We start from the raw sequence: 21,766 nt of genomic DNA, 5'->3' as shown, positions 1-21,766 counted from the left end.
AGGTTGTCTTATTCAACTTTCAGATAATACCAGTTTGATACGGAACGCTTGTCGCCGGTCTCTTCTTCTCCTCCATCCCAGGCATTGAATGCGACCGGAATGGTTCCTCCGGATTTCAATGGAGCTCCATCGGAGCCCTCTCCCTTGTCGAGAGTTTTCTTTATTACCAGCGTGTATTGTCCGTACTGAAATTGTGCGTTTGAAATTAAGGCTGAGGTGTTTGTGATTGGTGTTTCATTTCCCAGGCCGGCGACTGAAACCTGATCGGTTCTATTTGGGTGGGATTGCCATTTCCAGAGTGTAACAGGATGGTTGGCATCTCCATTCAGGAAGTAAGGCAAGTCATCCATGGAAGACCCGGGGCCTGCAAGTTGTATGGCCAGCATGTCCGGGTGAGCTGCAGGTTCCAAAGGTGGGGGTGGTTCTTCATCTTCCTCACCCTCCATGACCCGCAGGTGCTCGGGAAGAGGGGGTGGTGGTGATTCGACAACCTTAATCGATTTCTTCAGGATAGGATCAAAGGTTGGGTCATCCCATCGGACCCTGATGGCCATTTCATTACCATTATGGAGAGCCTGTACCCAAAGACTATCTGTAGTGGTGAATGTTTTAATGTTCCCCTGCATGATTTGTGGGCTCAGTGGAACGAAGAAACTGTCGACTTTGTTCCAGGCCGGGTCGTCAGGGTTTTCAGGGAGAGCTCCATCAACCCGAGTCATTTTTAAATTATTGGATATCCTGGGTTTTTCCAGAAGCGATAACGTTGAGATGTAATTGACCAGGTCCCATATATTTTTGTCTGGGTGAATTCGATCAGAGAACCGGGGCATGGCTGTTGTGGATAGGCCGGTTCTCAAGGTAAGAAAAAGGTCTTCGCGTCTTGAACCTCGACGGAATGTCCAAGGCTTGGTCAGGTTTCTTGGTCGAATCGCATCGCTTGCGAGATTAACAATTTTTTTTGTCGAATCTCCATCGCCCCGTCCCTCGACACCATGGCATCCGGAACAATTTTGCACAAACAGTTCACGCCCCCTTTCCTGGCTTTCCAAAGTGAAGGGGGGAGCAGGCGGTACAATAATGGGAGCGGGAAATTTTTTCTTTCGTTTGGCGCGATCAAATTTTTTCTTTCCAAGTTCCTTCAAATACAGAACCAGGCTGTCGAGATCAACTTTTGGCAAGTGCCGCCATGAAGGCATGGTGGTTTCAGGATATCCTCGGACCAACATGTCGTGTAGATCCGGGTCTGTGGGGATTTTCCCGAATGGGGTGGAGCGCAGTTTGTAATGTCCTTTGATGAGGTTTCGCGGCCGCGGACTCATCAAACTTGCTGGAGGGGTATCTGCTTTGCCATCCAAACCATGGCACACGGCACATTTGTCTTCGTAAACCACCTGTCCCCTTTCCAGGGAAGCTTCCTGAGGAGTTTCAGGTGTCAGGGGCCTGGCGACTTCATCAAATAAAAACAGAATCAGTTTCCAGACTTCTTCTTCGCTAAGCACTCCTTCCCAGGCAGGCATGGCGGAGTTCCAAGGCTCATATTTTTTAGGAAGACCAGGGCCTCCCTTCATGATTCGCCAGAAGGTGTATCCTTCCGGTCTGTCAAAAACAGACCCTTGTTTATGAAAATTTGCAGGGGCCGGAGAAAACCGGTTTGAAAATACCCCTTTGCCATTTAAAAGGTCACCGTGGCAAAGAACGCAATGTTTGAAATAAAGCTCAGATCCCTGCTTGATAATTTCCGGGATCTTTGCGGCATCCTTCCAGAAGGGGTTGGAAAGGCTTTTTAAATCGTATTGCTTTCCTTTAACGTTTATCGAGGTCGGTACATCCTCAGGGCCAGGAGGATTGAAAGCCCAAACAGATGTGCTTTGGAAAATGCAGACTATTAGAGGCAACAGCAGGCATCCTTGCCAGAGCTTTGCCAATAGGGCTTTATGCTTTTTGGTCGGGGACCTCAACATCGCTTAATGAATGGATCCTGGAACCCGGGCATCTTTTTTGATTCGCCCTGATTTGATGGTTTCATATAGTGAGCGTTCAATCTGGCCCCCGTCAAATTCAAATTTTATATCTACGGTACCGTTTTCAGGTACTGTGACCATTTGACTTTCGAGTTTCATCAAGAAATGCCAGGCATTGACTTTGTATTTTCCCGGAGGGATGTTGTCAATTTTAAAGGATCCATCAACGCCTGTTTTGAAGTAATAGGGGTTTTCAACCCTGTATCCCCAGGTTTGCATAAACTCATGCATACCGCAGATCATCTGCATCAGTTTGTAGTTTTTTTCAAACGTCACATGACCGTCGGAAACCTGTTCTGCCGGGATGGGAATGTTGAGGATGATCTTCCCGCGCTCCGCCTGATAAACCTGGCTGTTATGCATTACCGCATCAACATTGTCCACATGGAAAACGGCTCCCTGCCGAATGATATTGACTGTCGGGTAGAACTTACAGTTTTCGGACCGAATCATTATTGGCTTGTCATTAAAGGGCTTTCCAGCTTCAACTTTTTCCAGGGTCACAACCACATCGCGCAGGCCACGGTCGCTATCCTCAAGGAAGTCATACATCACACGGTTTAATTCATCATCAGTTTTAGTTTCTTCGTCCTGTTCAACCTCTGCACACATATCCAGATTAGGGTATAACACCAGATGAAATATTCTGGGAGGTGGGTTTTTGCCCGTAAGGAAAGCCTTCCCTTGGATGGTGCCTCCGTTTTTAACTTCGATTTCTTGATAGGCAAGAATCTGAGAACACAACACCGTTGTCAGGAATATAGAAAGCCAGGTTGTCGTGAATGCCAGTTTTTTCATTTATAAAACTCCCGTGATGATAGTGTGGGCAACTACTCCTGGCAGTCGCTCATTTTTTTTGGGAAACCTTTGGGTTTAAATCTGGAAACTCGACATTTATTTCCAGAGGCTCGTCTCCCACAACGATCTTTTGACTCATTTCTCCAAGTTTTTCATGCCAGAAATTCAAAGTGTATTTACCTTTTGGCACGTCTGGGATTTCAAAGCTCCCCCCAACCGTAGACAGGGAATAATAATTGTTCGGGGTGACGAAAACCCAGGCTTTCATCCACCCATGTAGGTCACATTCCACTTTCACCGGTTCCGGTTCTTCAAACTCCTGAACATGGTCCTGCCCAGGAGTGAACATGATATTGATTGGATCATTGTCAAAGGAATATGTGTGGATATTATGGTTGATCGGGTCGCTTGTAAGGATTTTCAACTCGGATCCCTTAGACATAACCGTAACATGGGGTTCATAACGGCATTTTTTCTGGTCAAGGGTAAAAGTTCCCGGTTTGCCTTTTAATTTCTTTTTGGCATCTTTTCCTGATAGCCAGGCTACTACATTCTGGACCCCGTTTTTTTCTACAAGCAGGGATTCATCCGTAAATGTTGCTCCACATACTTTTTTATACTTTCCGGTTTTTGTCACGACTGGCTCAGGGACAGTACCCTTGTAGGTTATAGTCCCCTTAACGGGTGCTGCCTGGGAGATAGTTGTGAAAGCCAAAATCAGGAATGTGGACGTAATCAATGTTGGAATTAATTTCATTATTTTCTCTAAAAAATGAGCCATTAATTTTTAATAGTAGCTTAAATAAAATACCAGTTCAAGTAAGACTTTGAATCGAATCCGACCTCTAAAAGCTTAAGATTAAAGGATTTTAACAATTGAAAAAAATCGGAAAAGGTAGTGAGTGGTCCAACAAAAACGACTTTATTTGGGCTCCAAATTTCATGAACGGGTTTTTAATAGAAAAAAATTGTCATAAAATTAAAGTGAGTGGTTTTATTTTTGAAGAAATAGACCACATCTAATGTGCTGAATTTTGTTGGATGCTTTACTCTGAAAATTGGTAAACATGTAGACGCCTGCTCTAGAATAGAGAGTTCAGGATAATAAATTATTCATTTTTTTTGGGGGTATAAGAATGAAAAATACAATAGCCATCGTTCTCCTTTCGTTTTTTTTGGCTGCACCGGTTCTTGCTTCAGCGCCTAAAGAAGGAGATCCCGCTCCAGGTTTTAACCTCGTAGCAATTTCCGGTCAGCCGGTTTCTCTTGAACAGCACAGGGGAAAAGTAGTACTGGTAGGGATGTTTCATATATGTGTGCCATGTATGAACCAGGCTCTGGAGTTTAATAAGATCAGGAAAGCGATTCCTGAAGATAAATTGGTAATTTTGGGAATCAACACTAGTGGCGACTCAAAAAACGCAGTGGAAGATTACCTTGGAAAATTCCCTGAAGCGGTCAATTTTCCCTATCTCCTGGATCCCAAACAAACTGTTCATGAAGCTTATATTCAGAGGGATATGCCTACAGTTCTCATTATCGACAAAGATGGAAAGCTGAAAGCCCGGTCTCCGGGAGTGAGCGCTGATCAATTAATCTCCTACATTAAGAAGTTGATATAAAGCATTGAAAGTTAAGTTTAAATTTAAGATTTTATTTTTTCTGGTTTTCTCTGCGGTGGTATTGGGTGGAAACTGGTTTGTGGTCAATGCTTCAGAATTGTCAAACCCTGCAGGTAACTATGTGGTTCAGTTAAATGCATTTTCAATAGAATCAAACGCGAACAATTCAATCAAAAAATGGAAGTCCAGGGGCTACCCGGTTTTTCTAAACCATGAAGACGGTGAGCGATGGTTTAAGGTTCGGATCGGTCCATACGCAAATTGGGAGGAAGCCCGGGAAGTCTCTCTCAAATTAAAAGAGGAAGAAGAACTGTCTCCTCTGGTCCTTTTAACGCTAAAGGGTAAACAAAAGCCTGTTGAATTGGCTGAGCCCCGTCAACTTAAGGAAGTTCCAGGGCCAAAATCCGAAGAGATTTTGGAGTCTTCAAGCACTGAAACAGATAACTCCGATGATGACTTTGAAATCGATGCTGTCGACCGGGTGGTGGCTCGCTTCATGGAGTGGAAGAAAGCCTGGCAAGCAAAGGATTTGTCGGCCTATCTCCAGTTTTACTCAAGCAGTTTTGATTCTGGAGCCAAATCGTTTCAAGCCTGGGAAAGATTAAGAGCCAAAGCTTTATCCCGGAAGGGAAGAATATTGATTGATGTGGCTGAGGTTCAGATATTACCTGACGGGCAAGAGGTGGAGATGCGTTTTATCCAAAAGTTTAAATCCAGCAGATTTTCCGATGTCGGTCACAAAACAATTGTCTGGCGTCTTGAAAACGGTGACTGGCATATCGTAAGTGAACGCTGGCTCCCTATTTGATGCTTTTCAATTGGAGTGAGTTACCACCATTTGGGTGCTCATTCCTTTCCCGGGTTTTCCTGCAATGACACTCCGTATTGTCTTATTTTTTGTGGTTTTGATATGGCCCGCAATCACCCTGGGGTTTGATTACAATTTTGAAGGTCGTACCCGAATCGGTGGCACCCTCACATTTGAACCTCCAGACAATTTTTCCCATACAGACCGTGAAGCTGAACTCAGAATTGGAGTCCTGGGTACAGCTGTGGAGAGTGAGGAATGGGTACTCGACTATGAAATCATAGGCGACATTCGGCATGAAGGCGGGGCACTTGAGCAGGCGGGTATTGGGGAAGAAATTGAAGCTGATTTTTTCAGAGCCTGGGCGAGAATCGATCGCGGTAATGTGAAGCTCAGGGGAGGGCGTCAACAAATTCTGTTTGGATCTGGAATGTTGTTTCGCCCCCTGGGGTTTTTCGATGGCCGGGTTATTTCAGGGATTATCCCTCAGACATTTGGAGCGGATGGGATAAGAGGTACCTGGTTTCCAGATGACGAATCTCTGGTGGAGGGTTGGCTGGTTCCTTCGGGAATTGATAGCAGAATGATTTCCGGTATTCGGGGAGAGACCCAATGGGGTATGCTGGAAGTCGGTGTTGCAGCCCAATACAAACCGGTTTCCAACAAATCTTTTTTGCCTAATTTCAATCTGGAACTGGCCCAATTCGGTTTTCATTTTAAAGGGGAAAAGGTTGTCGGGTTCTGGAATGAAAGTCGAATTGACGTTGAGCAGGGAGGACGCGGTTCACCGCTTCGCTTGCACTCTGTATTTGGAATGGATTATACGTTCGATGTTGGTGAAGGATTGCACGCGTTGATCGAATACTCGCTGATTACAGAGGAAGCGGCCTTTACGAGAACTGATTTTCTACAAGGCGACCAGACCCTGCACCAACTCGGAATTCAACTGGATCAACCTGTCGGGATCAGCACCGTCTGGCGGATGTTCATGTTTTTTGATCTGGTCGATCGAAGTTTCCAACTCGTGCCCCAGGTGGAATACGCCTTGACCGAGACCACCTTTCTCTACCTGCAGGCGCAGATTGGAGGGAATATCGAAGGCAATGAACGCAACGGTCGCTTGTTTAGAAAGACACCGATTCCCAATGGTGGTGAAAGCAAAATCGGGATGACTCTTATTACTTTTTTCTAGAAAAAATGACAATGCTAAAAATCGATCACGTCAGCAAAGTGTACCGGGTGGGGAATCAGGATTTTACTGCATTGCACAATGTATCCCTGGAGATTCCGGCGGGGGCATTCATGTCGTTTGTCGGTCCCTCGGGTTCTGGAAAAACTACATTGCTCAACCTTTTGGGTGGTTTGGATAAGCCGACAAAAGGTCATGTGATGTTCCGTGATTACCGTCTGGATGAGTTGAGTCGGGAAAAACTGGCGGAAATCAGGCGTCAGCATATTGGGTTTATTTTTCAATCCTACAACCTGCTTCCGGTTTACACAGTATTTGAAAATATTTTATTCCCTCTTTTATTAAACAATGAAAAGGAATCGAAAGTTCGCGAGAGAGTGAAGGAAATCATTCATCAGGTGGGTCTTGAGCCCGAAACTCATAAAAAGCCCTCCGAGCTTTCCGGAGGCCAATGTCAACGCGTTGCGATCGCCAGGGCTCTGATTAAAAAGCCCGATATTGTTTTGGCCGATGAACCGACGGCCAACCTGGATAAGGAAAACTCCCTTATGATTCTGGAACTGATGCAGCAGCTTAACCGGGATTATAAGGCGGCATTCATTTTCAGTACTCATGATGAAAAAGTTCATCGTTTTGTTAACCGGGAAATTCGCCTGGAAGATGGTTATGTTATTTCTGACCATTTGGTTGAAAGTGCGCCCACATGATTTTCCAGGTAGCTTACAGAAACTTTTTGGGCCAGGGGATGCGTGCCATCCTGAACGTATCAGTCACGGCGTTGATCATCATCGCCACCATTTTTTCATTATCCCTGCTCAATGGATTCCAGGCCCAGTCACTTAAAAACCTGTCTATCACCGATGTTGGGGGTGGGCATTACCGTGTGCCCGGTTTTGATATCCTGTCACCTACGGACTGGGAAGACTTGACGCGGAAGATTCCAGAAACTTTAAGTCAGTTTGCTCATGAACAAAAAGCGGAAGTTCTGGTTCAACAGGGACAGTTGTTTATCAACAACCGTTTATTTCCCGTTCAGCTGCGAGGTTTGGAGATGGAGCAGAAACTTTTGGATCTGCCCATGGCGAAATTACAGGAGTGGTCTAAACCTGTTGAAGATATAGTTCCAATTATCATTGGGAAACAGATGTCCAGAAAAAGTAAATTAAATGTGGGTGATCAGGTTGTCATGAAATGGCGAGACAAGCATGGAGCCGTTGATGCCTTGGATACGGAAGTGGTCGATGTGATTCCCCTGGTCAATCCCCGTGTTGATAAAGGCGTGGCCTGGCTCAGGTTGGATCATCTGAGACAGATCACCCAACGCGACAAAGAGATTACCTGGGTGGTGGTGGACGAACAAAAGGGAAATGTGGAAGGTCTCGAGTTTATTGATGTCGATTACTTGATGCGTGATTTACTGGCGCTTCTAAAAAATGATCGACGAAATACCCGTCTTATTATTGGCATACTGCTAATGTTGGCCGCGATTAGCGTATTCAATGCCCAATACCTCAATATATTTAAAAGACAAAAGGAAATTGGAACCTTGATGGCGATGGGGATGACACCCAAACAGGTTATCCGTTTATTTACACTTGAAGGTAGTCTGGCTGCAATAGGAGCTGTATTTATGGCGGTGATTCTTGGAGTCCCATTTTTTATTTGGTTCCAAGCGACCGGTTTTGATGTTTCCCATCTCAGTGAAACAGGGATACCAGTTCGAGAGAATATATTTTTGAAATTTAATGTCAGGGAAATTGTGTCGACTATTTCTGTCATTGTATTTCTGATGGTGATAGTTGCCTGGTGGCCGGTGCGGAGACTTTCCAAATTGGAACCCACTCTCGCATTAAGGGGAAGAGGGATAACATGATTCGCTGGGCTATCCTCGGGTTGATTCGTGACCGAACCCGCTCATTATTTCCATTTCTAGTGGTCACCGTTGGTGTGTCTTTGACCGTGGCTCTATACGGATTTATGGATGGAATTGGCATGAGTATCCTGGATATGACTTCCAAACTCGACACCGGGCATATTCGCGTTGTGAACAAACCTTACTACGAAGAAGAACACCTTATCCCCATCGACCGGTCTTTGGCAGGGCAAAGGGAAACACTGGATTGGCTGAAAAAGAATGGTGATAGTCGAATTACCTGGTCGCCAAGGATCCGCTGGATGGCGTTAATGGATGTTCCTGATGAAAATGGCGAAACCAAAAGCCAGACACCTGTCTCCGGCTATGCCCTGGATATGCTCAATCCGGATAGCCCGGAACTTGAAAGACTCGAACTTGAAAAATCAGTTGTGGAAGGGCGGCTGCCTACTGATTCAAAAGAGTTAATTGTGGGTTACCGGTTGGCGGAAAACCTTGATGTAGGTATTGGCGAAACAGTGACCCTGCTCGGACAGTCCTTTGATGGTGGTATGGCCATGGACAATTATACAGTGGTCGGGTTCGTCAAATTTGGTATTGCAGCGATGGATCAGAAAATGGCCTTAATGGATATTACCGGGGCCCAGCATACTTTTTACATGGAAGACATGGTCACAGACTGGCTCGGGTATCTACCCGCCTCTGTTTCCTATCAGGAGTATCCACTGATTCAGCAAGGTCTCCAGGAAAAACTTCCCGAATGGAAAATGTCCCCACCTGCTTCCTGGGCCAGCGATGATGAACCCATCGTGCTCAGCATCCTGGATCAACGCAACCTTCGCCCTCTTGTAGAAAAGTTTGAATTGATCAGTGGTGTTAATGTCATGATTTTTGCTTTTTTGATGACTCTTGTATTGTGGAATGCGGGATTGATCAATGGTGTCCATCGCCATGGTGAAATGGGTTTGCGTCTGGCTCTTGGGGAAACACACAGAGACCTGGTCTTCCGCCTGGCAGTTGAGGCCCTGGTTATTGGGGTTGCGGGTTCAATTGCAGGGTGCATGGTTGGAGGGGCATTCTTGTATTACCTGCAGGAAGTGGGAGTCGATATGGGAGATGCCATGGCTAAGTCCGGGATGATGTTGTCCGATGTCGCAAGGGGGCGTGTCAGTATTGAAGGGCTTTTATGGGGTGGAATTCCGGGAATCATTGCCAGTGTTTTTGGAACTTTCATTGCATCGCTCTCTGTATTCAAACGGTCAGAAGCCAGTTTGTTTCGTGAACTGGAAGTGGGGTGAATATGCTTTGTCGTTTTGCTATGTCTCTTGTGTTGTTCATGATCTTAATTCCAGGATTTTCCAGCGCAGAGGAAGTAGACGCACAAAAACTGCTTGAAGAAATTGACGCCAATATGTGGTCCGATACCAAACATATTGAAGGGCGGTTGATCATTGATAATGGTCGACGGGTAAGGGAATTAAAGCAGGAAACCTGGATGAAAGGAGTGACCAAATCATTCAGCCGTTATTTATCACCAGCGCGGGAACGTGGTACCAAAATGCTCAAGATTAAAAATAAACTCTGGCTTTACACTCCACAAACAGATCGAAAAATTTTGATCTCAGGGCATCTTCTCAGGCAGTCGATGATGGGCAGTGATTTGTCTTATGAAGACATGATGGAGGATGTCAAGGTGAGTCGGGCGTACCAGGCAACTTTGGAAGGCTACGAAGATGCTGAAGGCAAGCAAGTTGCTATTCTTGAACTGAAAGCGAAAAAGGAAGACAGCACCTATCAAACACGTAAAGTCTGGGCCGATCCAGAACGGTATGTCGTCCTGAAGGAAATCCGGTATGCGAAAAGTGGAAAACCCTTAAAACTTGTAGAATTTCTGGATTACCATCCAATTGAAGGAAGGTTATTTCCACGCCGAATGGTGTTCCGTGATCTTTTAAAAACCGATACTAAAACCACGTACGTGTTTGACTCCATCCAATTTGATGTGGATATCCCGGGCAGATATTTTTCCCAAAGTATACTGAAACGTTAAGATTAATTGATTCATTTGAAAATAAAATTGCTCTTATACGGATAAGCCGAAATCGCGAGCCTGTAAACAAAGGAGATTTAAATGTCCAAAATGGATTGGCTTAAGAGAAAAAGGCGGATTATAGGTAGGATTGTTAATCGTAAGCATTTACCCGATTATACCTATCGCTGGGATACCAGAGGGCCAACGGCGATACGTGCGCAAGGCTTTCAACCCTGGAACCCTGATGGAACCATAGGGCTTATGGAGCATGTCAATAATTCCTATGCTGCCAATCACCCTCAAGCGGGACAAATGACGAAACACGATAGCCAATGGCTATCTACCGGTGCCTATGGGATGTTAAAGAAGATCGATCCTACTTTTGCCCAACAAATTTTAAATACCAATCTTTACAAGATTGAAACGAGGTTGGCGCTTCAAACAGGTAATTTTTATGATGCTAACGATACGTTTGACAGGGCGGGAGTTGATCGCCCATACTCCACACAAAGAGAATGGATAAAAGAGGGAGGCATCCCGCAGGAAGCAATCGTTGCCTATATGTCTGGGAGAACATTTTTTAATCAATACGATATGACAAATGGCGCCCCGGATGAAGATGCGCTTACGGGTTGGCAGGCTTTTTAATTAAAAATCAGGAAACCTTCCACTGAATTATTTTTTGATACACCTCGTCCAGAGAATCAACCATAGCCACATCCGTATTTTGAAAATCATTCCAGGTTCCGTCAGTATTTAATATAACAAGAGGTTTTTTGTATTCCAGGCAAAGCTGGATTTCGGAACGGGTTCCTTCCGACCCGGGTAACGCAACAACTATGTCAGCCGTTAGGACTACAATATGATTTCGGCTGCCAGTTTGCAGTCCACTGTTGCCTGATAGAGGAAGGTGCGTCCGGATGGGGATATCTATATGCGGGTTTGGGTAACCTGTTTGAGGAGAATAGACCTTTCTCTCTTCAATCGTTGTGCAAGGTTTCGCTGCCGGCAGGATTCCGAGGACGAGGCCTGACTTCCCCTCGTGACTTTGAAAGCCTCGAGCTACCGCTTCCATGGTCCCTCCACCACCACCGTTAACAAGATGGAACCCCTGCCGGGCAATCCATTGTCCGAGAGGGACACTATATTCTTCCTGGGGATCGGTGCCAGATCCGATCACACCCAATATTATATCTTTCAGGGTCATGTCTGGATGGTTTCAGGAGAGCTTGCGGTTTCGAACAGGGCCAGGTAACGCATTAAAGCCTCAAGATGTTGAGGTGAATTCCCAAATTCAGATTCAAAATTCTGGGTTTTTAAACTCACCTCGTCCCCTCTTTGAATAAGGTGGAAGATTAAAGAAGCGGATTCTTTAATTTTTTCCTCAACGTCCTGCCGAGTTAAAACATTGTCAGTTTTAGGAGCTTCAAGGTTGAGGACAATGGTGAAACTATTTCTTCCTCCTGCAGCGAATTCCTTGACACGAAGAGTTCCCGTTTTTGCACTCGATTTCCAGTGTACATTGTCAAGCGGATCACCGGTCTGAAACTCTCTTAATGCCAAAAGATCATCGCCCCTTTGCTTTATCAACCCCTCCCCATCAGTCGCAATTTCACTGGGCTCGGGAAGTTCAATCTGATAAATTGCCGGGTAGGCGATGACTTCAAGGTTTAGAGGAATAATTTTTGACTTGATGAAAAATCCGAACGGAAATCCGGTTGATATTCTTATCGCGTTGAGAGTTTGTTTTCCTCTATGAAATGCCACCAGTCTCACGGATTTTTGAATCGTACTTCCTGCTGGCAGGTGTAAAACATAAAGTGGAGACTCCAGGGCAAACCTGCCTTTAAATTCTGCAGGTGCATCAAATTGTATTGAATATGAAGGGAAAATTTTTTTATTGTTTGAAATTGTCAGGAAAAGTGAAGTCGGGTCCTCTGCATATATTGATCTCGGGGAAGTTGCAGAGACAGATATATTTTTAAGGATTGTTTCGGAGAGAATTCCTGATACAGCTATAAGGCTGCAGCACATGGCTAGAATCAGGTACAGAAGATTGTTGCCGGTATTGATAGCACCAAGCCCGATTCCCAGAACCAGAACAACAAATCCGCCACCTTCACGAGTGAGCTGCAGTGTTCGATTGGCCAGGGTAAGAGTAAAAACCGGTTTTGAGTTCTTTTTAAGCTCAGGTGACGGACTGGTTTCCTTTGGGCCTTCAATCGGTGTTGAGGTCATCGTGCCCTATTTTAGGGTTGGTCGATTACGTTAGTATTAGACCGGTACTTCCACTTCATCGAGGATATTTTGAATGATGGGAGCCGTGTCGCCAACTGTCCGTCTATGTGCGCCATGACGCGATTCCGGAAGTACCCGGTGACAGAGGACGTGGGCAGCTAGCTGTTTCACATCGTCGGGAATACAATAATCCCGGCCGTAGACAAGCGCACGGGCACGGGCAGCCTGTTGGAGAATCAACCCACCACGCGGACTTACCCCCAGTTGCAGATGTCTTGATTCCCGCGTGGCGGTAATGAGGTGCAGAATGTAGTCAACCAAAATGGGCTCTATTTTTACCTGATCCGCTTTTTTCTGGAGGTCCAGAACTTCTTCCCGATTCAGGACAGGCTGTAATTCACGGATGTTTTCTGTTGGTGAATTCTGGCTAAGCAAGAGGCGTTCGTCTTCCAGGGCCGGGTAGCCCATCGAGAGGAACATCATGAATCGGTCAAGTTGCGATTCCGGCAGGGGATGGGCTCCATGACTTTCAATCGGGTTTTGAGTCGCGATCACGAAAAAAGGCTCTTCCAGTTGATAGGTTTTCGTGTCGACCGTTATCTGTCCTTCGTTCATTGCTTCCAGTAGGGCACTTTGTGTGCGGGGAGAAGCGCGGTTGATCTCATCAGCCAGTACAATATTTGCGAATAAAGGACCCTTGTTGAACTGGAACGTGTGGTCTTTCTGGTTGTAGATGGTCACACCCACGATGTCGGAAGGCAGAATGTCATTGGTGAATTGCACCCGGCGAAAATCAAGATTCAGGGATTGAGCCAGACTGAACGCCAGGGAGCTTTTTCCAACACCTGGTACATCTTCGATTAACAAGTGTCCTCGTCCTATCAGACAAATAACTGCGAGCTCTATTGCTTCGGGTTTTCCAATGATGACTTGTTCAATGTTCTGCCTGAGACGGGAGATGATATCCTGAGTTCCTGTCATTTCCTCAATGCCTCCAGAACCTGGGTCATATCATCCATAACTGCCTGTCTGTTTTCCAAAGTGTATGCTCGAAGTAAATATGCCGGGTGAAAGGTCAGCATCAGGGGTACACCTTCAAACTCGTGCCAGTTGCCACGTTCTTTGGTGATGGCGACGTTCCTTCCCAGCAAAGTGGTGGCTGCTGGTTTACCAAGGGCAACGATAACTTTTGGTCGAACAGCCTGGACCTGTTTTTGAAGAAAAGGTTTGCAGGCTTCGATTTCTTCCTTTTCCGGATCACGATTCCCCGGAGGCCGGCATTTGACGATGTTGCAAATATACGTGTCGTCTTGACGGGAAAGTTTCATTCCCTTTTCGATGATCTCAGTCAGTTTTTTTCCTGCACGACCGACAAAGGGCAATCCCTGCTCATCCTCATCCGCCCCGGGGCCTTCACCGATGAAAAGCAAGTCAGCATTGGGGTTACCTGATCCGAATACAATGGTCTTGCGGCCCTTGCTGAGTTTGCACAAAGTGCAGTCTCCCATTTCTTTTTGAATGGCCTGCAAGCCAGCCTGGCCGGTTAATCCTTTCGGAGAATCAGCTACGGAAGCTGGTTTTTTTATTACCTTTTGTCTTGGGTTTTTTGCCATAGGGGATGTTGGAGTGACTACAGTCTGGGTAGACGTTAAGGGGGGTGATGCATTCAGGTTTAAATGGGTGGCTAAAGGAAGCTCGTCGTAGCCCATGTCTTTCAAGTAGTTCAGGTACCGTTTCAGTTCCAGAATCAATTGATTTCTATCAGGTGTCTCAAGCATGGGAAAAGGATATCAGATTTTGGACCGGCAATAAATAACCCTCTGAATTTTCGGGGGTTGAGTCTGCCACGTTATTGTTTGTAAAGGGACTTTCGACTATAATGACAAAACTGATATCGTTGCGAAGGAGGTGTCATGTCTGGACTGAAAAGCGCGTGGGAACTTAGTTTGGAAAAATCAAATGAACTTGTTCCGGAAATGAAAAAAAAGAAAAAGCTGAGCGATGCGGAAAAGAAGGAAATCGCTGAGATTCGAACTGAATATAAAGCACAGATTGCGGATCGAGATGTGACCATGCAGCACAAGTTGAAACATCTTGAAGATAGAGTGCGTCCTGAAGAACTGGCAGAGGCTGCAGAAAAAATCCAACAGGGATTTATCGAGGAAAAAGAAAAGTTGGAAAAGGAAATGGAAGAAAAAATCAACGCGATCCATCAACGGTAGTTTCAACCCTCTCTCCAACTTTTCCTTTCCTGGCCCACCCAATTGGTTGCTTCCTGAAAATTTTATTAACCTGAATTCCAAAAAGTATTTCAACGAATGAAACAATCGTTAAAAGAACTGGTTTGCGTTGCACTTGAAGAGGCAAAATCCCAGGGACAATTGAATCTTGATACCCCCCCAGATGTAGTGATTGAAGAACCCAAGGATGAGAAAATGGGAGACTTTGCAACGACCATTGCCATGACGCTGGCAAAGTCTGAAAAGAAAAACCCCAGACAAATTGCAGAGTTTCTTTTGGAGCCACTGAAGGGGCGGCCAGAACTGGTTGCGGAGGTTGATATTGCAGGGCCGGGCTTCATCAATTTCCGTTTGGCGAGAGGTTTTCTACGGCAGCAGTTTTTGGATGCCGTAAATCAGGGCGCAAATTTTGGTCGATGTGAAGTTGGGAAGGGAACAAAAGTTTTGGTGGAGTTTGTCAGCGCGAATCCCACTGGGCCTTTACACGTGGGTCATGGTCGTGGAGCGGCTGTGGGCGATTGCCTGTCGCGCTTGATGGATTGGGCTGGATTCGAGGTTTCCAAGGAATATTACATCAACGATGTGGGCAACCAGATGAACAACCTGGGACGATCGACCCAATTGCGCTACCGACAGGAGCTTGGTCAAAACGTAAATTTCCCTGAGGATTTATACCAGGGGGACTATATAAAAGACATTGCGCGCAAAATAATTGAACAGGATGGCGATGGTCATCTGGGTTCTGAAGACGGGGACACGCTTGGGTTTTTCAGAAAAGTTTCCAGCGATACGATATTGGATGGAATCCGTGAGGACTTGAAAGAGTTTCGCGTGGAGTATGATCGCTGGTTCAGTGAGCAGACCCTGCACGATTCGAACAAGGTGGAAGGGGCCATCGAATGGTTGCGGGATAAGGGTTATGTTTACGACAAGGATGGGGCAACATGGCTCAAGTCGTCAGCGTTCAGGGATGAGAAAGATCGAGTCGTAGTCAAGCAGGGTGGAGAGAAGACTTATTTTTGTGCTGATATCGCCTACCACCAGGACAAAATTGAGCGGGGCTATGATGTCATTCTCGATTTATGGGGAGCCGATCATCACGGGTATGTTCCAAGAATGGAAGCCGTGCTGGAAGCGCTGGGCCATGGCGATGGGGGATTTCAGGTACTGCTTGTTCAATTTGTAACGCTAAAGCGCGGCGGTGAGAAAGTTCAAATGTCGACCCGATCCGGGAAGTTCGTTACTTTGGCGGATGTTGTGAATGAGGTGGGCGTTGATGCGACCCGTTTCTTCTTTCTTATGCGCTCATCAGACAGCCACCTTGATTTTGACCTTGAACTGGCGAAAAAAGATACGCAGGAAAACCCGGTGTATTACATTCAATATGCTCACGCGCGAATCTGTAGTTTGCACCGAATGGCGGAGGAAAAAGGAATTCCCTCAGTGGAACTGGAGAAGGTGAACCTTGAGCGCCTGGATCAGGATGAAGATTTCTCCCTGATCAAAAAATGTTTATTGTTTCCTGAAGCTGTCGGGAAAAGCGCCCTGAGTCGGGAGGTTCATAGAATTCCATATTTTCTTCAAGAGCTGGTAGCCCAGTTTCACAGTTATTACAGTGTGCACCGGGTTGTATCCGAAGACAAGGAACTCACCCAGGCCCGGTTACTTTTGTTGGAATGTGTCCGCTCAGTGATTGCAAACGGACTGGAAATCATGGGCGTGAGTGCGCCGGAGAAGATGTAGTGGGAAGGTCCAGAAGAAAAAATCCCAATACTCAGGATAAGAAACTTCGGTCAGTCAAATTGATTCTTGGCATGCTGGTGTTGGGTGGGTTTGGCGCAGGAATGTATTGGGCTGGGCAGGCCCAGCTTTTTCAGGCAGAGAGGGCGCCTGAAAAGGTAGTAGAGGTCAAGACTGTTGTTAAGAAGCCTGTTGCTTCCAAGCCGAACCGAGCGTTTGGTGCCGTTGTGGCAGATATGGACGCAGAAAAAGAAGACAACTTTCAATATACTTTTTTTGAAATTCTGGGCGATTCCAGTATGAATCGCTTTGTGGATTTAAATGGTGAAATCGCAGAAAGAAATGTGCCGGTAAAGGTGAGCCTGAAAAGTAAAAAAACGGTTTCGAACCATTCGGTTCGTGCAAAAACTCCCGCACCTGTAAAAAAACTTGAAGAAGTGAAAAGCAAAAACCCTCCAGCACTACCCATTGCAAAGTCACCCCAACCTTCGCCAAAAACTGGAAAAGATAAGGTGGTTTCAAAAACGACTAAACCCCCTCTTAATGAACCTGTATCAGTTAAAAAGAAAAAATTACCGAAAAAGAACAGCAACGAGTGGGTATTGTCTTCCTTGAGTCAGCTGGATGAAAAAAGCGAAAGCTTCTGGGTTCAGGTGGCCTCGTTTAAAAAACTGGATAGGGCTCAGGGATTGGAAGAGAAACTGAAACTTAACGGTTTTTTTCCCTTTATCAGGGAGATAGAAATTAAAGGTATGGGACAATGGTATCGGGTTTATCTGGGCAAATATCCCAGCCGACAAATTGCGAACCGTTATGCTGATATGGCGAGGAAAAAATTAAAATTGAGTCCCGTTATTTTGAAAGCAGGCTAATCCTTGAGAGGCTTTAATCCCTCGTCGAAAGGTTTTAATTCCTCCTCATCATAACGATCCGAGTTGTCGAATTTCTGAAGGATTTCAACCGGGTCGTCCCCTCGTTTTCCACCGTAAAAATTTTCCCCACTATCAAACCAGGTGTTGAATCGATACCCCTTGGTATCATTGGAGTATAGTTTGCGCCTGATGTCTGTGCTTTTGAACTCAAAGTTCAATGCGGCAGATTTCCCGGATTCAATGGTGATGGTTCCGTGGCTGGCGGGCAGGTATGGATGCCAGGCTGTTACTTCGTAGGTTCCAGGTGGAATATCGTCGATCTTGAACTGGCCCTTTTCATCAGTGATCGTGTAGTAGGGGTTGTCGACAAATAACCCATGGGTTTGAAGGAAAGGGTGAAGATTACACTTTATTATAAATTCTTCAGATCCAGGTTTAACAAAGGCTGAACGAATTTGTGATGAGCGTGGTGTGACAGGTTTATTGGAAGTTTGGCGTACTTTCCGCTTGTAAAACTGGTAAGTGGCGATTTCGTGGCGGATCGGATCTGTGTTTTCAATCAGTAATTCCTCTCCATTCATAATTCCGATTGCATAATTATTGGCGCGGCAGCGGTCGATATGAAACGTCTGCATTTTTTTATTAAAGGGTTTCCCTTTTTTTAATCCACGAATGGCAATTACGGTTTCCTGGAGTTCCCCATTTGGGCCCGTAACAAAATCGTGCAAGATCCGATGCCCCATTCCATCTGAAATCCTGCCACAAAATTTTATATTGGGTGCGTGGATGAGATGAAATACCCTTGGCTTGGGTTTACGACCCGTTAAATGGACCGTACCTGTAAGCACTCCTCCGTCATCCACAGAGCTTACTTTATAATTTGAGGGAATCTCATGAAACAATTTTTCAGAGAGAGTGTGATTGCGTCGATATAGTTTTTTAACTAATTCCATTGCATCTTTGTTGCGGTTCTGGAGGATATAAACCAGGCCGAGGTCGTATAAAGTTTCCGGCATCAGCGGGTTCATTTTTAGTGCCGTTTCCATCTCCTTTTCCGCTTCATTGATCAACTCCAGTTTTAAAAGAGCGAGCCCGCGTAAATATCGAAAGTTTGCTGAATCGTAACCCATGCTCAGTGCGGCATCATAGGCGTGCATGGCTTCCTTATATTTTCCAACCTGACTATAGGCAACGCCAAGATTAGCTTGCGCTAATTGATTTCCGGGGTCAGCCTCAAGGGCTTTCTGGAAATAAGGAATAGAATCTTCCCAGAGTCCTTGTTTGCTCAACCGAAATGCCCGGTCCAGGGGGGGGCCGGGCAAAGCCAATGCGTTTGTTGTCGTCAGGATCGCAAAAACGATACTATAAATAATCCAGTTCCGCATGGTAAGAAAGCCTGTGGGTAATTTAAGTCAGTTAGTTAAAAGGTTGCGTTAAGAATGCCCGGATAGATGATCTTGCCAATTTAGCAATCCCTGTGGGCACAGTCAAGGTATCTGGCTTGTGGTGAAATTAGCCGGTGGTTTATAATACCCCATTAAACGAAAATCCACTTTCTGTCCTTATTGGATGCCTTTTTTGTCTAATAAGCAAACCTCTGATTTTTCTCTTCAGGTGTTCTTTGCTTCCTTTTGAGCCACTGCCAGGATTAAAGAATGGCGTCCTCCAGACAATTCTGGGGTCGCAGATTTCCGGAGATACTCTTATAGGAGAAAGAATTTTTCATAAAATTCCCCTGGATACTAAAAATTTTATACTTGGACTTGAACTTCCTTCCAAAATTCCGGATGCCCCCTTGATTTTGCTGTTACATGGAATGGGCGGATGTAGTGAATCTGCCTATATCCGCCGTCTGGCTCGCAAAATGGAATCCAGAGGATTTGGCGTATTTATGATGAACCAGAGTGGCAGCGGTCCTGGAATGGGGTTGTCTTCACGATTGTGGCATGGCGGATCGAGTGAAGACTTATCCAAAATGGTGGAATATATAAAGGTTTTGTACCCGGGGCGCCCTTTGATTCTTACCGGGTTTTCTCTCAGTGGAAATATCCTTTTAAAATATCTGGGAGAGGGTAGGCAGATTCCGTCTGAAGTACAGTCGGCCCTTGCAGTCAATCCCCCTGTTGATTTAAAGGCAGCGGCACTGGCCATTTCTCAGGGACCCTGGGCCCGGACCTTTAATGGCTACTACATGAAACTCCTGAACCGCCAGCTCAAGGCGATAAAAGAGTGTTTCCCGGATGCATTTGTTCCTGAAAAAACATCGAGAACCATTTATGATTTTGATATTGCCTATACAACCCCGGTGGGTGGTTTTAAAGATGTTGATGAGTACTACCAGTTATCCAGTTCCTTTCAATTCCTGGATAATATTTTTGTACCCACCACAATTTTGTGTTCGAAGGATGATCCCTTCGTACCATTCGATATTTTTGAACGGACCCGAATGAGTTTGTGCGTGTCGACTGAGTTTCCAGATGGTGGGGGGCATATGGGATATATATCGAAAAAAAAATTGCCGACCGGAGATCGCCGCTGGATGGATTATTACGTCGAGCAATGGGCCCTGGATGCTGCCTCTGGTCTGAATGGAAATAAATCCTTGTCGGTTCGGACGGAGAAAACACCGGGAGGGGAAAGTAAATGAGCCAGGGAACTGTTCCTGATCTTGCAAAGCTACGATGGAAATTCCTTAAAAACAACTTCAAGAACCCTTCTTCCGCCAAGAAAAATCGGTGGATGATGTTGGGGGGGCTGGTTGCCTTGTTTATCTGGGGCGACTATCTGTTCTTCCTGAAAATAATCCGGTACCTGGATACCTTGCCGTTGAATGTCGGAGTGGAGTTGATTGTCCAATTAATCAATGTAATATTTTTGACTCTTTTTATGATGGTTTTATTTTCCAGCATTATTGCCTCTCTTTCCATTTTTTATGTTTCATCTGATCTGGAGTTTTTGCACTCTCTTCCGGTAAAAACGGAATCGGTTGTCCAGGTTCGTTTTTTGCAGACCGTGTGGAATGCTTCCTGGATGATGTGGGTATTTGCGATCCCCATTTTTGTTGCTTACGGCAGACATTTTGAAGCAGATGGTGGTTTTTATGTGTACCTGATTCTCTCCTTCATCCCCTTCGTTTTCATTCCATCTTTTCTGGGTGTTCTGGGAATAATGGTTTTAATGCGTTATTTCCCGACAGAGAAAGCCAATCAAATCCTTTCCTTTCTGGGACTGTTTTTTCTGGTAGCTTTGGTGATGTTTTTACGATTTCTTTCTCCTGAAAAGTTTTTTGGAAAAGAAGTGTCCGATTCCATGATCACGGGTTTTGTAAACAGTCTCAGTGTTCCGGAGTACCCTTTTCTACCCAGTAGCTGGATGACCCATGGGCTCACCTCATGGGTTGCAGGAGATATTGATATTTCGGTGACCCGGCTGGGTTTTTTGATTGGGGGAACATTATTCGGGGCACTTGTGTTCTGGCTTGTTTCCAGAAAAATTTATGCTCCAGGATGGCGGTTATATCAGGAGGTGAAAAACGCTCCTCAATCAAAAAACAGGGCTGACGGAAGGTTTGCATGGTTGGAGTGGGTCCCTGTTTCGCAACAAATGAGGGCTTTGCTTAAAAAGGATATGCTTCTTTTTGTCCGGGACCCGTCTCAGTGGTCGCAAATGTTTATCCTGGCAGCGCTTGTTGTGGTTTATATTTTTAATATAATTAATCTTCCGTTGGAGCACCTTGTTCTGAAAAATGTAGTCTCCGTTTTAAATATTGGCCTGGTTGGCTTCGTTCTTTCGGCAATAATTTCGAGGTTCGGTTTTTCTGCAACCAGTGTTGAGGGAATCCGGATGTGGTCCATTTATACTGCACCTGTTAAAATGCGCAATTTCCTGGTCGCCAAGTTCTGGATGGTCTTCCCTCCACTTTTAATGTTGGGCGAGTTGTTGGTTATAGTTTCAAACTATATACTTGAGGCCGATTTTTATGTCATGCAGGTGGGTGTGATCAGTGTTTTCCTGATCACGTTGGCGTTGGTCGGGATGGGTGTAGGAATGGGAGCCATGTACCCCATGTTCCGCTATGAAAATGTTTCAGAAATTTCCTCGGGAACAGGAGGAATTCTTTTCATGATTTCCAGTCTGGCTTTTACTGCACTCTACCTGATGCTGATAGCCTGGCCGATGCATGTGCATGTTAAAGCAAAATTTACCCTCCAGTTTATCGGGGGCAATGAAATTCCAGTTATTTATGGTTTACTGGTTTTTATTTCTCTCGTCACGGCCATCGAGCCCATGCGGCGGGGCATTAAAAATTTAAAACAAATGGATCTCTAAACTT

At 45.5% G+C, this 21,766-nt stretch carries 21 protein-coding genes; 13 read left to right on the top strand and 8 right to left on the bottom strand.

What is annotated here, in order from left to right; genetic code table 11:
* Positions 1–8: 8 nt before the first annotated feature.
* From G3M70_17070 to G3M70_17060, 3 genes are all read right to left on the bottom strand, one after another.
* Positions 9–1,895 carry a c-type cytochrome gene (locus G3M70_17070; GenBank protein QPJ63493.1) on the bottom strand — a complete coding sequence of 629 codons (1,887 nt, stop codon included), beginning with the start codon at positions 1,893–1,895 and terminating at the stop codon, positions 9–11.
* Between the two features lie 69 nt (positions 1,896–1,964).
* Positions 1,965–2,819 carry a carboxypeptidase regulatory-like domain-containing protein gene (locus G3M70_17065; protein ID QPJ63492.1) on the bottom strand — a complete coding sequence of 285 codons (855 nt, stop codon included), beginning with the start codon at positions 2,817–2,819 and terminating at the stop codon, positions 1,965–1,967.
* A gap of 49 nt (positions 2,820–2,868) precedes the next feature.
* Positions 2,869–3,576 carry a hypothetical protein gene (locus G3M70_17060; protein ID QPJ63491.1) on the bottom strand — a complete coding sequence of 236 codons (708 nt, stop codon included), beginning with the start codon at positions 3,574–3,576 and terminating at the stop codon, positions 2,869–2,871.
* Between the two features lie 379 nt (positions 3,577–3,955).
* Here G3M70_17060 and G3M70_17055 point away from each other — a divergent pair, with 379 nt between their 5' ends.
* From G3M70_17055 to G3M70_17020, 8 genes are all read left to right on the top strand, one after another.
* Positions 3,956–4,441 (top strand): TlpA family protein disulfide reductase, encoded by a 486-nt coding sequence (locus G3M70_17055; protein ID QPJ63490.1) that lies wholly within the window; start codon positions 3,956–3,958, stop codon positions 4,439–4,441.
* A 4-nt stretch (positions 4,442–4,445) separates the two neighbouring features.
* The gene (locus tag G3M70_17050) at positions 4,446–5,249 is read left to right on the top strand and encodes a hypothetical protein (protein QPJ63489.1); all 804 of its coding nucleotides are present in this window, start codon (positions 4,446–4,448) and stop codon (positions 5,247–5,249) included.
* Between the two features lie 64 nt (positions 5,250–5,313).
* The gene (locus G3M70_17045) at positions 5,314–6,441 is read left to right on the top strand and encodes a hypothetical protein (protein QPJ63488.1); all 1,128 of its coding nucleotides are present in this window, start codon (positions 5,314–5,316) and stop codon (positions 6,439–6,441) included.
* An 11-nt stretch (positions 6,442–6,452) separates the two neighbouring features.
* Complete coding sequence (locus G3M70_17040) at positions 6,453–7,145, top strand: ABC transporter ATP-binding protein (GenBank protein ID QPJ63861.1); 693 nt, start codon at positions 6,453–6,455, stop codon at positions 7,143–7,145.
* Positions 7,142–8,311: an ABC transporter permease gene (locus G3M70_17035; GenBank protein QPJ63487.1), complete on the top strand. Its 1,170-nt coding sequence runs from the start codon at positions 7,142–7,144 to the stop codon at positions 8,309–8,311. Before G3M70_17040 ends, G3M70_17035 begins: the two co-directional genes overlap by 4 nt.
* Positions 8,308–9,609, top strand: coding sequence for a hypothetical protein (locus G3M70_17030; protein ID QPJ63486.1), 1,302 nt, complete (start codon positions 8,308–8,310; stop codon positions 9,607–9,609). The genes G3M70_17035 and G3M70_17030 overlap by 4 nt, the downstream gene beginning before the upstream one ends.
* Positions 9,606–10,361: an outer membrane lipoprotein-sorting protein gene (locus G3M70_17025; protein ID QPJ63485.1), complete on the top strand. Its 756-nt coding sequence runs from the start codon at positions 9,606–9,608 to the stop codon at positions 10,359–10,361. Before G3M70_17030 ends, G3M70_17025 begins: the two co-directional genes overlap by 4 nt.
* Before the next feature lie 81 nt (positions 10,362–10,442).
* Entirely contained in the window at positions 10,443–10,991 is a 549-nt protein-coding gene (locus G3M70_17020; GenBank protein ID QPJ63484.1) for a hypothetical protein, read from the top strand.
* 7 nt (positions 10,992–10,998) lie between these two features.
* Here G3M70_17020 and G3M70_17015 read toward each other — a convergent pair whose 3' ends face one another.
* Genes G3M70_17015 through G3M70_17000 form a run of 4 tightly spaced genes read right to left on the bottom strand, consistent with a single transcriptional unit; the run spans position 10,999 to position 14,359 of the window.
* A complete protein-coding gene (locus tag G3M70_17015) occupies positions 10,999–11,550 on the bottom strand; it encodes a molybdenum cofactor carrier protein (protein QPJ63483.1) in 552 nt (183 codons plus the stop codon).
* A complete protein-coding gene (locus G3M70_17010; GenBank protein ID QPJ63482.1) occupies positions 11,547–12,581 on the bottom strand; it encodes a DUF58 domain-containing protein in 1,035 nt (344 codons plus the stop codon). The genes G3M70_17015 and G3M70_17010 overlap by 4 nt, the downstream gene beginning before the upstream one ends.
* Positions 12,582–12,617: 36 nt before the next feature.
* On the bottom strand, positions 12,618–13,562 hold the full coding sequence (locus tag G3M70_17005; GenBank protein QPJ63481.1) for a MoxR family ATPase: 945 nt from the start codon (positions 13,560–13,562) through the stop codon (positions 12,618–12,620).
* Complete coding sequence (locus G3M70_17000) at positions 13,559–14,359, bottom strand: uracil-DNA glycosylase (GenBank protein QPJ63480.1); 801 nt, start codon at positions 14,357–14,359, stop codon at positions 13,559–13,561. Before G3M70_17000 ends, G3M70_17005 begins: the two co-directional genes overlap by 4 nt.
* Before the next feature lie 135 nt (positions 14,360–14,494).
* Here G3M70_17000 and G3M70_16995 point away from each other — a divergent pair, with 135 nt between their 5' ends.
* The 3 genes from G3M70_16995 to G3M70_16985 all read left to right on the top strand — a co-directional run bounded on the left by G3M70_16995 (position 14,495) and on the right by G3M70_16985 (position 17,433).
* Positions 14,495–14,803 (top strand): hypothetical protein, encoded by a 309-nt coding sequence (locus G3M70_16995; protein QPJ63479.1) that lies wholly within the window; start codon positions 14,495–14,497, stop codon positions 14,801–14,803.
* Between the two features lie 96 nt (positions 14,804–14,899).
* Positions 14,900–16,564, top strand: a complete 1,665-nt coding sequence (locus G3M70_16990) for an arginine--tRNA ligase (protein QPJ63478.1) — start codon at positions 14,900–14,902, stop codon at positions 16,562–16,564.
* Entirely contained in the window at positions 16,564–17,433 is an 870-nt protein-coding gene (locus G3M70_16985) for an SPOR domain-containing protein (GenBank protein QPJ63477.1), read from the top strand. Before G3M70_16990 ends, G3M70_16985 begins: the two co-directional genes overlap by 1 nt.
* On the opposite strand, the gene G3M70_16980 is transcribed toward G3M70_16985, so the two are convergent.
* Positions 17,430–18,818 (bottom strand): tetratricopeptide repeat protein, encoded by a 1,389-nt coding sequence (locus G3M70_16980; GenBank protein QPJ63476.1) that lies wholly within the window; start codon positions 18,816–18,818, stop codon positions 17,430–17,432. The genes G3M70_16985 and G3M70_16980 overlap by 4 nt on opposite strands.
* A gap of 236 nt (positions 18,819–19,054) precedes the next feature.
* Between G3M70_16980 and G3M70_16975 the strand changes: the two genes are divergently transcribed.
* Positions 19,055–20,080 carry an alpha/beta fold hydrolase gene (locus G3M70_16975; protein ID QPJ63475.1) on the top strand — a complete coding sequence of 342 codons (1,026 nt, stop codon included), beginning with the start codon at positions 19,055–19,057 and terminating at the stop codon, positions 20,078–20,080.
* Positions 20,077–21,762, top strand: a complete 1,686-nt coding sequence (locus G3M70_16970) for a hypothetical protein (protein QPJ63474.1) — start codon at positions 20,077–20,079, stop codon at positions 21,760–21,762. Before G3M70_16975 ends, G3M70_16970 begins: the two co-directional genes overlap by 4 nt.
* The last annotated feature ends 4 nt before the right edge of the window (positions 21,763–21,766 follow it).

The organism is Candidatus Nitronauta litoralis (assembly GCA_015698285.1).
Lineage (GTDB): Bacteria > Nitrospinota > Nitrospinia > Nitrospinales > Nitrospinaceae > Nitronauta > Nitronauta litoralis.
The sequence above is the reverse complement of the archived record's forward strand: the minus strand, read 5'-3'. Positions and strand labels throughout refer to the sequence as shown.